Origin of the sequence: Labilibacter marinus, assembly GCF_001659685.2 — a bacterium.
Classification (GTDB): Bacteria; Bacteroidota; Bacteroidia; order Bacteroidales; family Marinilabiliaceae; genus Saccharicrinis; species Saccharicrinis marinus.
Map to the genome: position 1 here is coordinate 51,600 of NZ_LXYE02000029.1, position 12,932 is coordinate 64,531.

Below are 12,932 nucleotides of genomic sequence, written 5' to 3' on the forward strand. Positions count from 1 at the left end.
ATATTAGCTGCCTTTTGTTTCAAAATTAAATGACATTTACTTCTTTTTCTATTTGAATGCCAAATTCTGTTTTTACTGATTCTTCAATTTTTTTAGCTAGTTGAAGAATATCCTCGCCTTTCGCTTTGCCAGTTTTATTCACCAATACCAAGGCCTGGTTTTCATGTACTCCAGCGTTACCTATTGTTTTGCCTTTCCATCCGCACTGGTCAATCATCCAACCTGCAGGAATCTTAAGTTCATTTTCGCTTACCTTATAATGAGGAGCTTCTGGGTATTTAGCTATGATCTTATCCGCTATAGATTTATCAACTATGGGGTTTTTAAAGAAGCTACCCACATTACCGATAATCTCTGGATCGGGTAATTTTGATTCACGAATGTTAATGATAGCTCTTCTTAAATTAGCCAGATTAAGCTCTCCTAGGTTTTCAAGCTCTTCTTTTATTCCGATATAATCCGTAGAGAGTTCGCCCTGTTTATGTAGCAGAAATTGCACAGAAGTAATAATGGTTTTGTCCTTCAAAGAATTTTTAAAAACACTATTTCTATAAGAGAATTTACATTCTTTATTTTTAAAACTAAAGGGTTCGAGGGTATCAAGATAAATGCCATTTACTTGTGTTATAACATCCATTACTTCAACCCCATAAGCACCTATATTTTGCACTGGGGAAGCACCTACATTTCCTGGAATTAATGATAGGTTTTCGATTCCGTAATAGCCTTGTTCCACCGTCCAAGCAACAAAATGATCCCAATCAATTCCAGCCCCAGCTTCAACCCAAACACTGTTTTCATTTTCATCAATCACTTTAATAGATTGAATGTTTGGTTTAAGAACAAGCCCTTTAAAGTCAGATTTAAACAAAACGTTGCTTCCTCCTCCTAATATAAATAGTGCTTGGTCTGTAATTCTGACATCACTTAGTACTTCAATAATTTCTTCTTCGTTTTGTGGTGCAGAGAAAAAATCAGTGTAAATATCAAAATGAAAAGTATTGTGGTTTCTTAACGAAAAATGTTCTTGTATGAGCATAGTTATTATGACTTATTTAGAGTCGGCATAGTATTTTTCGGAGTAGTATCCGTAACTACTATTATTACTGGTTAATCCATTTAATACAATTCCGATTGGACCTATCTTATCGTCGGTTAGGTTTTGGATGGTATGTTTAAAATGGTCTTTTACTGTTTTATTCATTCGAGTAATAAACAGGTAGCAATTGCTATGTTCCATTAAAAGACGAGCATCTGCAACTACACCTATAGGTGGTGAGTCTACAATAATAATGTCGAATAGCTCCTTGGCTTCATTAAAAAGTTTAATGGTGTTTTCATTTGAAATCAGCTCCGAAGGATTGGGAGGGATGGCTCCTGAAGGAATTATACTTAAGTTTTCTAAATCGCTGCTATAGGTAATTTCATCAATATTGGCTTGTCCAATTAAATAATTAGATAGACCAAGATGGTTATGATGGTTAAACAATTCTGTTAATCGAGGTTTACGAAGGTCAAAACCAATTAAAGCAGTCTTTTTGCCAGATATAGCAAAGGCAGAAGCTAAGTTTAAAGCACAAAAAGTTTTTCCTTCACCTGTATTGGTTGAGGTAACGGTAATGGTTAGTTTTTCTCCTTGTGGTGTTAAGTACTTAAGTCTAGTTCTTAAAGCTCTAAAAGATTCAGAGATACTCGATAAGGGTTCTGATTCAATTACAAAGTTATCGTTGCCTTTATATTCTGGAATATAGCCTAAAATACTAGCGTTTGGAGCCAGCGATAATAGTTCTTGCTTATCTCTAATTTTGGTGTTTAAATATTCTTTTAGTACTATAATTCCAATGGGTAGTATAAATGCTAGCAATAAAGATTGACGCGTGTTTTTCTTTTTGTTAGGAGCTACAATCCCAGTGATACTCGCGTTATCTAAAATTTCATTGTCAGGAGTGTTGGATGCTTTAGTAATCTGCGTTTCCGATTGCTTTTGAAGCAAGAAGGTATAGATGGCATCGTTTAGTTTATGCTCTCTTTCAATATCTAAATACTCCCTTTCTGTTTCTGGAAGGAAATTCATTTTCGCAGCTGCACTATTCATTTGTCCTTCAAGCTTTTCTTCTTCGATATCTATGTTTTTAATCAGCTTACTTAAAGCTAATAATAGATTTTCTTTACTGATGGCAATTTTTTTGTCCAGTTCGTTAAGAAGTGGATTGTTAGCACTGGTTTCTGAGGCCATGATGGTTCGCTCGTTGTTGAGCGTTAGCAATTCAGTTACAAAAGAAGATATTAAACTGTTTGCATCAAATGAAAATGCTGGTAGCAGGTAATCGTCACTTACTGGGTCTTCAATTAGGTGCTTGCTTAATCGGCTGTAATAGTTTTTGCGAATCTGAATTTTATTGAGTTCCGATTCGTATTCGAAATATTTATCTGCCAACCGTTGCGATATTTCTGTGGGCGCACTGAAAATATTCTCGCGCCTAAACTCCATGAGTTTTCGTTGCGTTTCTTTTAGTGTATCCGAAACCTGACATAATTGAATATCTATAAAAGCCAGTGTTTTTTCTGCAATCTCGTTTTTTCGTTCTAAACTTTGTTCTATATAAACATCACTTAGAGCTTTAAGAAAGGTGTTGATTTTTTGCGTGTTAGTTCCCGTGGTCGAAATATAAATAATAGAACTTCCCTCTTTGTAGGCATTCACAGCAACACGCCCCCTAAACGTAGATGTCAACCAATCGTGTGAACGAAAAAAGAAATAAAATTCAGCAGTTGGTGCAGGTCTGTTATTTCTGCTAATGGTAAATTTACCAAACGAGGTTTCTATTTTATCTCCCCAATTTATCGTCTTTTCAAAAGCTATTTGCCCACTGCCACCATGGTTCTTCTGATCTATAAAGGTGTGTAATAGTGCATTGTCCGATTGAATACTTACTTTAACCTGTTGTGTTCCTACTGGCTCCAGGTGTATGGCCGTATTTAACGGTTGTACATGGCTAGAGTCCATCGTAATATTAAACGGGCTTTTATGGTACATATCCGAATCCTTAAAAGTACCATCACTATATATATCTATACCAAAATCAAGCTTATCAATAACCCTTTTAATCACCTTTTTCGAGCGAAGAATTATGGTTTGGTTTTCGATACTTTTAGTTTCAGGTGAAAGACCAAAACCTTCTATAATACCAGCGCCAGAGGGAGTTCGTTGGTTGTCGCTTTTCATCATAACCGTAACAGATCCCTTGTATACAACAGGTGTGTATCGGTGATACAGGTAAATAGCCCCAATAAAAAGAGGAAACGATATCAGAAAGAGGTACCAATTTTTGAGCACCAACATCACAATCTTTCTAATATCAGGCAATCCATCCGACTTGGTTTGCGGATGAGGTATATGATTATTGAATTTGTTATTTCTGTCCACGTAAATTTGCTTTGGCAGTGATCAAATTAAATATTGTAAAACGATTGAACATCATTCTTTAGTGCATCCAAGGCTCTTTTTACATGATATGCAGCGCCATTGGGGTATTGCTCAAGTATGGTTTTGCCTAAAGCAATGGAAGGATCTGTAGGTTTTACAATTCCAGCTGAAATATTGACTGTTCTGATCATTTCTTCTTTTGCATTTCTAACCAATTGCCAGGTAGAGGTTGGCAGGTGCACTTGCATGGCCATATTGTGTTCATATTCGGTTCTGATGGAACTGAGTAATATAGCTTGAAAATCCTTTACTGTTCGAGCACTTGGTTGTTCTCTTACAATAATAGATTCTGCACTTATTCTTTCTAAAAACAAGGTTAATCTTTCGTATGCAGCAATCCTTAAAGGTAACGAATCTCTATTCTGACTCAATAGCAATTCTTGTTTTCGTCTGTCATTTTCGCTCTTTAAAAACCATCTAACTATAATTAACGTGAATACAAGTACAATTAAACTGGGAATAGTGTACTGTAACACTTCAAGAAAAACTTCCATAACCGTGAAAAATATTACTTTTGCAAAAAGAATAAATTATTATTTCGTGAAAATAGTAATTATAGTTCATTTTTATAGGATATCTGTTTTAAAGATGTCTTTTGTATTACTAATTACACTTGCATAATGAATATTTCAGAAAGATTAGCCAACGTAAATGAATCGGCGACCTTAGCTATGTCTCAAAAAAGTAGAGAGTTGCAGGCGCAAGGACATGATGTGATTAACTTAAGCATTGGTCAGCCCGATTTTAATACGCCCGACCATATAAAAGATGCTGCTAAAAAAGCAATTGACGATAACTTTTCAAAATATACACCTGTACCAGGATTGCCTATTATTAGAGAGGCTGTTTGTACCAAGTTTAAACGCGATAACGACTTGGATTTTAAACCATCACAAATTGTGGTTTCGAACGGAGCTAAGCAATCTATTGCTAATATTATTTTAAGTTTGGTGGGGCCTGGAGATGAGGTGATAATACCAGCGCCTTATTGGGTTAGCTATATTGAGATTGTTAATTTAGCGCAAGCCAATAGTGTGGTTATTGAAGCTGGTTTAGATCAGGATTTTAAAATTACGCCTGCTCAGCTAGAAGCTGCCATTACTCCCAAAACCAAAGTATTTTTATTCAGCTCTCCATCTAACCCAACGGGTAATTTGTATACCAAAGACGAATTGAAAGCTTTGGCAGATGTTTTTGTAAAACATCCAGATGTTGTAATTATCTCCGATGAGATTTATGAGTTAATCACCTTCGAAGGAAAGCATGAAAGCATCGCGCAGTTCGATGAACTAAAAGATAGAGTAGTTATTGTAAATGGAGTATCTAAAGGATATGCGATGACAGGATGGAGGATTGGTTATATTGCCGCTCCACAATGGCTTGCAGATGCTTGCATTAAACTTCAAGGACAATATACTTCTGGCGCATGTTCTATCGCTCAAGTGGCTTCCGCAGCAGCTTTAACTGAAACACAAGAACCATCATTAAAAATGAAAGAAGTATTTTTAAGAAGACGCGATTTGGTAGTTAAGATGGCTCAGGAAATTAAAGGTATGAAAGTGAGTGTTCCGCAAGGCGCCTTTTATCTGTTTCCGGAAGTGGATAATTATTTTGGTAAATCGGCAGAAGGATATACGATTAATACGGCCACTGATTTGGCCATGTATTTATTAGAAACAGTTCATGTTGCTACGGTATCAGGTGAAGCTTTTGGAAGTCCTAAGTGTTTACGTTTTTCGTATGCTACAGCCGATGAATTATTGGTGGAGGCGATGAATAGAATAAAAACAGCCTTAGATAAGTTGAAATAGTCATTGGCTGATTGGTCATTAGTCAGTAGTTTAATAAATATACTATTGACCAATGACTATTCTACTAATCTCTATTTCAGAATATACTTCTCAACTACCTCAGCAACGCCATCCTCGTTATTTGAGGACACAATAATATCTGCTCTATCACGTAATTCAGGAGTTACATTATCAACCCAAACACCCAGTCCTGCATATTCTACCATGGTTAGGTCGTTGCCTGCATTTCCGACGGCAATCACCTCTTCTTGTTTGATGTTTAGCTTGCTGGCTAATCGTTGAATGCTAGCTGCCTTGTCAATTCCCTTTGGCATTACTTCTAAAAAGTATGGTTTAGAGATCGCCACACTCAAATGTTGTTTGGCCTCTTTAAGTTTTGGCTCAAAGTTCTTCAAACGAATAGGGTCATCTAGCAATATGCATTTTACCGCTGATTGATTCATTTCTGATTTAAAGCAGTTTACTTTATTAATAGGCAGGCCAGTTAATTTCTTTTCCACATCAATAAACTCAGATTCAGTGTCGCTTACTATCTGGTTATCTTTGTACGTAAGAATATGTAGTTGATTATCCTTGCTGTAATCGTGAAGTTCATGGATTTCTTCCTGAGTTAATGTTTGCTCAAAAATGACCATGTTGTTTTTGATGTCGGTTATGATGGCGCCGTTGTACGAAATAATATACGAGCCATATTTAGCCAACTTCAATTCTTCGGCATATTGTTGCATGGCTTGCGTTGGTCTTCCTGAAGCTAGAACTACATAGATACCCTTTTCCTGAGCTTCCATTAAGCGAGCTTTATTTCTTTCAGAAATCTTATAATCGTCCGTCAATAATGTGTCGTCCAAATCCAACACCAACATTTTATATGCCATAATTGATTTATTTTAAGTCGACAAAAATATAAAAAAAGCAATAGTTAAAGATTAATAGGTACTTAGTTTTTAGTGTATTAAAGATTATTAACACTTGCTTGGAGGAAGGGATATGAAAATGTTGCTTATATCAGTATTGACCTATCATCTCTCTTGCGCAGAATATTAAAATAATTATTTTTGCATACTGGTAGGCACCAGTAGGAAAAACACATACATGGTAAAGAAAATCATAAAGATAACAACAGAACATGCACAGGCCAAATATCGCCAAATCATTCAGTCTGTTATAAACTCAATTGCAGACGGAATTATTAAAAAAGGAGATAAAGTACCCTCTATTAATGAAATAGCCAATGAGTATAACCTATCGCGCGATACCGTTATGTTGGCTTTTAATGAGTTAAAAGCTCGGGGTATTTTAGGAGCTGTCCCGGGTAAAGGTTATTTTGTTGAGAGCGATAATATTGGTATTGAAAAAAGAGTTTTGTTACTTTTTGATGAGCTAAACACCTTTAAAGAGGAGCTTTATAATGCTTTTATCGAAAATCTATCGGACGATACGCAAGTAGATATTTATTTTCATCACTTCGATTTAAACGTATTCTCTACACTGATAAAAGAACGAGTAGGTAAATACTCTTCGTATGTTATTATGCCTGCCAACCTTTCTGGCTTGTCGTCTTTAATTCAGCTTTTACCACAGGATAAGGTGTATATTTTAGATAGAAAATTGGATGAGCTGAAGGATTATCCAGTAATTTATCAGTCGTTTGACGAGGATATGTATAACGGTTTAAGCGAAGGGTATGAGTTGTTATCTAAATATGAAAAAGTAATATTGGCTCATCCAGGAGGTAAGGAGCCAGAAGGTTTTATGACTGGTTTTGAGCGTTTTTGTAAAGATAAAAAGCTGAATTACGAAGTATACGACCAAATTAAAAACAGACCTATAAAAAAAGGAGAGGTTTATATTCTGCCAACAGATAGAATGTTGATTAACCTAGTAAAACGCAGTTGGGAAAAAGGATGGAAGCTGGGTGAAGATGTGGGGGTGATTTCAATTAATGAATCCGCATTAAAGGAAGTTGTAGCCAATGGTATTACTACTATTTCTACTGACTTTAAACTGATGGGGAAAACATTGGCAGACTTTGTTGAAAACAAAAAAGTAGGAGAGGTTAAAAACACTTCTAGGTTTACCAAACGAAACTCGCTATAGGTCAAAAACTATTTCTCTTTTGCTTTGAGGAATAAAAATTTATAGTAATTTTGCCTACCAGTACCTACTAGTTAAAATAGTAGGATGTTATAGTAAGATATTTCTAGTTTTAAGCATAAAATATTGCAACTAAAAAAAGAATAGAATGGCGCAATTTAACATGGAGGATCATCCTCACAAAAGATTAAATGTATTAACAGGAGAGTGGGTTTTAGTATCTCCGCACAGGGCTAAACGTCCTTGGCAAGGTCAGGTAGAAAAAACTTCAGAAGAAGTTAGGCCTGAGTACGATCCTAAGTGTTACTTATGTCCAGGCAACGAGCGTATTGGTGGGCACATGAATCCTCAATACAATGAACCTTTTGTTTTTGTAAATGATTTTTCTGCACTTTTAAAAGATACACCAGAAGGTGGAGTTGATGAAGAGTTATTTCAAGCAAAGAGTGAAAGCGGAATTTGTAAAGTAATCTGTTTTTCTCCTCGTCATGATTTAACCGTTCCAGAAATGGAAGTGTCGGAAATTAAAAAAGTGGTTGATTTATGGACATCAGAATATAAATCAATTGGTGAAAATGATTTCGTAAATTACGTTCAGATTTTTGAAAATAAAGGAAGTGTGATGGGATGTAGTAATCCTCACCCACACGGACAAATTTGGTCGAACAGTACTGTACCTAATGAGCCAGCTAAAAAGCAGGTGAAAATGAAGGAGTACTTCGATAAAAAAGGAAAAAGCTTATTGGCTGATTATGTAGCTGCTGAGTTAGAGAAAAAAGAAAGAGTTTTATTTGAGAATGAACATTTTGTTGGTTTAGTTCCTTATTGGGCTGTATGGCCATTTGAGGCAATGATTGTTAGTAAACGTCATGTAACTAACTTAACTGAGCTAACGGAAGAGGAGAAAGAAGCATTTGCAGCTGCTTACAAAGAATTAACAGTGATGTATGATAACCTTTTTGAGGTATCTTTCCCTTATTCGGCTGGTATTCATCAGGCTCCAACCGATGGCGAAGAGCATCCTGAGTGGCATTTGCATATGAGTTTTTATCCGCCATTGTTGCGTTCAGCAACAGTGAAGAAGTTTATGGTAGGATATGAAATGTTGGGTACACCTCAGCGTGACATTACTGCCGAAACTAGCGCAAAAAGGCTTCGTGACCTTTCAAAGGTTCATTATAAGCACAGGTAGTTTTTTGGTTTTAGAGTAAGAGAGGTTACTGTGGTAGGTAACCTCTTTTTTTATGCCTTAATTTTCTGATGTAAATTGTCTGCGGTTTGCTTTCTTTATATTTAATACCATTTTAAATTAGTATTGGTATAAAATCCAGCCTTGCTGACTGGGCTATTGCTTTTGCTCCGTTGGAGCAAATTATTGAATGAATTGGTTATAGGCCAATGCCTATTGTTTAGTGCGCACTGTCTACTGTCTACTGTCTACTTTTTTCTACTGCTTACTATTTCTTGTTCACCGTCATCTGTTGTCTCATTCTATTCGGAATTAAACACAGCAGGATATTCTTTCTTGGTCTTCCCGATTTATTACGTAAAACGGTTAGGAACCAGCTGAGTGAAACGATTCCTTTAACTACGCTCGATAGGCTAATGGCCCACCAAATGCCCAGCATGCCTAGCAATTTTGCCGATGATAAAATATATCCTGCAGGAACTCTTGCGCCAGTAAAAACTATGCCTATGATGGAAGGTGGAATGGTGCGACCAATGCCGTTGAATGCTCCCCTGGTAATAATTTCGATAATCATAAATATTTGCGAAACAGCCAGAATCTTTAAATAGGTAATGCCCATCTGCAAGGCTTCAGGCTCTTTTAAAAAGAGAGAGAATATCTGTCTGCCAAAAACAAAGAAGGCTATGGTGGTGAGCGTACCCATAAATACACCAATGCCAAGCGTGGTGAAATAACCTTTGCGTATGCGCTCCCAATTTTTAGCGCCAAAATTTTGCCCTGTGAAAGATCCAAGTGCTGTCGCAAATCCCGAGGAAGTCATCCACGAAAGTGCTTCTATTTGCGCACCTACGCTTTGTACCGCTATGGGCATGTCTCCCCATTTGGTAATCATTCTGGCTAATATCAGTGCAAACACAGCAAAAAGGGTGCTTTCCATTGCTACAGGTGAGCCAAGTTTAAATATACTTTTTGTGATTTTCTTACTGAGTTTAAAGTTTCGGAACTCAGGTTGTATGATCTCTTTTTTTATTACAAAACGTATGATAAAGATGATAAATACAATTCCTTGAGCTATTACAGTAGCAATAGCAGCTCCGCTAGTTCCTAATGCAGGAAAAATGCTGACTCCAAAAATAAGTAACGGATCTAAAATTATATTTAATCCTAGTCCTACCAATAGATAATAAAACGGAAGTTTGCTATTACCTAAGCCATTGTATATTCCTTGAAAGGTAGGGTTGATAAAAGTGAAAATAAAACCGATGGATACTATCCGTAAATAGCCAATAGCTCCATCTTCGACTGAGCCTTTCGAAAGTCTGAAAACACCCATTAGTTCATCTGCAAACACAAAGGCTGTCATGGATAATAAGGCCGATAGAATCAAAGCCCAAAATAAGGAGTGGCGAGCATATTTAGCGGCTTGCTCCGTATCTTTTTTGCCTAGAGATTGAGAAACACCTACTTCGGCTCCAACGCGTGTAATCAGTAATACGGACATACCAAGCCATACGTAAAACCCAGCAGAACCAACCGATGCCACAGCTTCGCTTCCTAAACGGCCTAACCAAATCATATCGGTTAGGTTATAGGCCATCTGCATTAAAGACGTTCCAATGATTGGAATCGCCAAATTAAGCAACTGTTTAAAAATCGGTCCTTTAGTTAAGTCTTTTGCTTTTTGCATATGGAGGCGAAAATAATAATTTTTTATCTGGATAATAATGACATTTGAGAGGGGTGTTTTGTTGATAAAGAGGTAATGATAAGGAGAGTTGTTTTTGTGATTATTTATGAAGAGGGAATTTTAATATCATGCATATGTTGAGTATAAGTATAGGTAGATTTGGGAACATTATTGCTAATGATAGTATGGGTGTAGGTCTTTTATTCTATTTTGGTAGTCTAAATCTGAAAAAGAAAAATCTATAATTATATTCCATATCATGAGTACTATGAAATTATTGTTGGGGGCTGTTATTTTCCTTGTTGAAGTTTGTTGTTTATCTAATATCTGTATTGCACAGGTGCCTTATAAACCGAATATAGAAATTGCTAATGGAGGTCAATTTAAGGATATAATACTCCCAATGCCTATTGATAAAAAACTTACAAATAAGAATATTTGGGGAACGGATGAGGTTAAACCAAGAGATTTGAATAATGGGGTAGAGGATAATACTTGGTGTTATTGGGGAGGTAACCCAATATTGGGTGATGATGGAAAATATCATATTGCTATAGCGCGGTGGAAAGAAGAAACAGGGCATTGGGGTTGGCCTAAGTCGGAGGTGGCTCATGCGGTTTCTAAAGAGCCAACGGGGCCTTATAAAGTGGAGGGTACAGTATTGGATAAAGCGCATAATCCTGAAGTAATAAAGCTTAATGATGGTACTTATATACTACACATTAGTGGCGGTCAGATATATGCTTCAAAGAGGTTGCCTGGTGCATGGGAGTTACTTGGGGAAATTGAAATTGATACAAGGGGTTATAAGGGGTTATCTCATTTATATACCAACTTAACAGGTCTTCAGCGTAAGGATGGTAGTTTTCTTTTCTTTACCAAACGGGGTGATGTAATGATCTCGAATAATGGGATTTTAGGACCTTTTAAAATAGTTTCTGTTGGTAATTACGACAGATATACTGGATATCCAGAAGATCCGATTATATGGAAAAGTCGTCATCAGTATCATGTTATTTTTAATCATGCGGTGGATAAAAAATCGGTTTACATGCGCTCCTTGGATGGTGTGAATTGGAAAATAGAGCCAGGTGTTGCTTATGATAAAACGGTTTTTAGATATTCGGATGGAACTACCAATGAGTGGTGTAAATTCGAAAGGCCAAAGGTAGTGCAAGATAAATTTGGAAGGGCTACGCACCTGTCTTTGGCCGTAATGGACGTAGAGAAAAGTGAAGAGCTGGGTAATGATAATCATAGTTCGAAGCAAGTTGTTTTACCATTGGCTATTGAGCGTTTGGTTGAGGTAGAGCCTAAGAGTGATGGGCAAAGTGATAAAGCGGAGTTAAGAATACGTATTAAAGCGGAGGCTGATTTTAACCCTATTACGCAGGTTGATATGGCGTCGTTGCGACTTGGTTCTTCTAATAGTGTTAACTATGGTGGCGGAGCCAAAGCTACGGGATCATCTATTGATAACAAGGATTTGATCATCGTATTTAATGCGGAAAAGCTCGAAATTTCGGGGAATGATTATGATGTAAAACTCTTGGGGAAGGATAAGACTGGTGGATTGTTGTATGGTTATGCATTACTGCCTAATTATACGGATGATCCAGCTGCATTGGTATGCTTGCCTATTAAAATTGAGGATGAAGAAGGTGTTCAAATATTGAATACTTCAGTAGAAAATTGTGGTTTAAAGAAATCGCCGATAAGTGAACTAAAGATTTTTAAATACGCCAATCATCAAAGAGAAGAAATAAAATCGTGGCAGATTCCTGTTTTGGAGCCGTACGAAAAGTTTGATGTGGAGCTTTCTGTATCTCTCGATGAAAATTCAGTTTATGAAGCTGTAATTGTAGATGCTCAAAGGGAGGTCGAGCTTTGGAATAAGGTGGATGATAATCATTATACGGTGGTGTATAAAGGAGATTGGATGCAGAATAAGACAGGTAAGGATATTTATATGGGATCGGAACAGGTCTCCGCCCAACAAGGTGCTGCAGCTATTTTTTATTTTTATGGAACTCAAGCCAGGTGTTACGGACATATTAGTAGGCAGATGGGGAGTTTTAAGGTGTATATTGATGATAGTTTTATTGAAAAGGCGGATTGTTATTTTGGTGCAGATTTGCACGATGCTGTGATATATCAAACGGGCGTTCTTCCTGTGGGACTGCATAAGTTGGAAATCCGACTAACAGGTAAACATTATAAGGGAAAAGATAAAGGGCCTGTTTCAGTAGATGCTTTTTCGTTTATGGAGTAGATAAATTGTAAATAGTTTAATTTACGTATGTGCACGAAAGGTCGCTACTGTTTTATGCAATGCAAATGAAGCTTAATCATCTGATGCAATAGTATTTAATAAAAAGAAAAACAAGATTATTCCAAAGGTTCAGATGGAACGATTTGCGGATGGTGAACCAATGGAGGTTATTGCGTGAGGTATTTTCTATTTAGATGGTAATACCAATTGTAGTATGAAATGAGCCTTATAGATTTATACTTTAGGATTTATCCATCGTTATAAAATTTCACCGTAGCTATGGCTATGCTTCAATTTTATCGCCTTCCCTAACTCCAAAATGTCTAACTTTATTGAAGTCCAATTTCATATTACAATTGGTATAAGTTGTTTTTAAAAACGGTTGGCTTGAT

At 36.6% G+C, this 12,932-nt stretch carries 9 protein-coding genes; 4 read left to right on the plus strand and 5 right to left on the minus strand.

Translation table 11 applies throughout. The annotated features are described in order from the left end of the window. Window positions 1-25 precede the first annotated feature (25 nt). Genes murB through A8L32_RS12290 form a run of 3 tightly spaced genes read right to left on the minus strand, consistent with a single transcriptional unit; the run spans window position 26 to window position 3,981 of the window. On the minus strand, window positions 26-1,039 hold the full coding sequence (gene murB / locus A8L32_RS12280) for a UDP-N-acetylmuramate dehydrogenase (protein ID WP_075590650.1): 1,014 nt from the start codon (window positions 1,037-1,039) through the stop codon (window positions 26-28). Window positions 1,040-1,051: 12 nt separating this feature from the next. Then, window positions 1,052-3,427: a GumC family protein gene (locus tag A8L32_RS12285; RefSeq protein WP_083631305.1), complete on the minus strand. Its 2,376-nt coding sequence runs from the start codon at window positions 3,425-3,427 to the stop codon at window positions 1,052-1,054. 26 nt (window positions 3,428-3,453) lie between these two features. Further along, window positions 3,454-3,981: a DUF7935 family protein gene (locus A8L32_RS12290; RefSeq protein ID WP_075590652.1), complete on the minus strand. Its 528-nt coding sequence runs from the start codon at window positions 3,979-3,981 to the stop codon at window positions 3,454-3,456. Between the two features lie 126 nt (window positions 3,982-4,107). Between A8L32_RS12290 and A8L32_RS12295 the strand changes: the two genes are divergently transcribed. Next, window positions 4,108-5,298 carry a pyridoxal phosphate-dependent aminotransferase gene (locus A8L32_RS12295; protein ID WP_075590653.1) on the plus strand — a complete coding sequence of 397 codons (1,191 nt, stop codon included), beginning with the start codon at window positions 4,108-4,110 and terminating at the stop codon, window positions 5,296-5,298. 71 nt (window positions 5,299-5,369) lie between these two features. Here the strand turns inward: A8L32_RS12295 and A8L32_RS12300 are convergent, their stop codons facing one another. Further along, window positions 5,370-6,173 (minus strand): Cof-type HAD-IIB family hydrolase, encoded by an 804-nt coding sequence (locus A8L32_RS12300; protein ID WP_075590654.1) that lies wholly within the window; start codon window positions 6,171-6,173, stop codon window positions 5,370-5,372. 217 nt (window positions 6,174-6,390) lie between these two features. Here A8L32_RS12300 and A8L32_RS12305 point away from each other — a divergent pair, with 217 nt between their 5' ends. Continuing rightward, on the plus strand, window positions 6,391-7,395 hold the full coding sequence (locus tag A8L32_RS12305) for a GntR family transcriptional regulator (protein WP_075590655.1): 1,005 nt from the start codon (window positions 6,391-6,393) through the stop codon (window positions 7,393-7,395). Between the two features lie 145 nt (window positions 7,396-7,540). Beyond that, on the plus strand, window positions 7,541-8,584 hold the full coding sequence (locus A8L32_RS12310) for a UDP-glucose--hexose-1-phosphate uridylyltransferase (protein WP_075590656.1): 1,044 nt from the start codon (window positions 7,541-7,543) through the stop codon (window positions 8,582-8,584). 265 nt (window positions 8,585-8,849) lie between these two features. Here the strand turns inward: A8L32_RS12310 and A8L32_RS12315 are convergent, their stop codons facing one another. Beyond that, window positions 8,850-10,214: an MATE family efflux transporter gene (locus tag A8L32_RS12315; RefSeq protein ID WP_198931770.1), complete on the minus strand. Its 1,365-nt coding sequence runs from the start codon at window positions 10,212-10,214 to the stop codon at window positions 8,850-8,852. A 313-nt stretch (window positions 10,215-10,527) separates the two neighbouring features. On the opposite strand from A8L32_RS12315, the gene A8L32_RS12320 reads away from it, so the two are divergent. Continuing rightward, complete coding sequence (locus A8L32_RS12320; RefSeq protein WP_075590658.1) at window positions 10,528-12,540, plus strand: glycoside hydrolase family protein; 2,013 nt, start codon at window positions 10,528-10,530, stop codon at window positions 12,538-12,540. Window positions 12,541-12,932: the final 392 nt, after the last annotated feature.

What these genes read in the sequence shown, in the direction of transcription:
- A8L32_RS12295 (WP_075590653.1), top strand. Translation starts at nt 4,108, where the DNA reads ATGAATATTTCAGAAAGATTAGCCAACGTAAATGAATCGGCGACCTTA.
- A8L32_RS12290 (WP_075590652.1), bottom strand. Translation starts at nt 3,981, where the DNA reads ATGGAAGTTTTTCTTGAAGTGTTACAGTACACTATTCCCAGTTTAATT.
- murB (WP_075590650.1), bottom strand. Translation starts at nt 1,039, where the DNA reads ATGCTCATACAAGAACATTTTTCGTTAAGAAACCACAATACTTTTCAT.
- A8L32_RS12300 (WP_075590654.1), bottom strand. Translation starts at nt 6,173, where the DNA reads ATGGCATATAAAATGTTGGTGTTGGATTTGGACGACACATTATTGACG.
- A8L32_RS12305 (WP_075590655.1), top strand. Translation starts at nt 6,391, where the DNA reads ATGGTAAAGAAAATCATAAAGATAACAACAGAACATGCACAGGCCAAA.
- A8L32_RS12310 (WP_075590656.1), top strand. Translation starts at nt 7,541, where the DNA reads ATGGCGCAATTTAACATGGAGGATCATCCTCACAAAAGATTAAATGTA.
- A8L32_RS12320 (WP_075590658.1), top strand. Translation starts at nt 10,528, where the DNA reads ATGAGTACTATGAAATTATTGTTGGGGGCTGTTATTTTCCTTGTTGAA.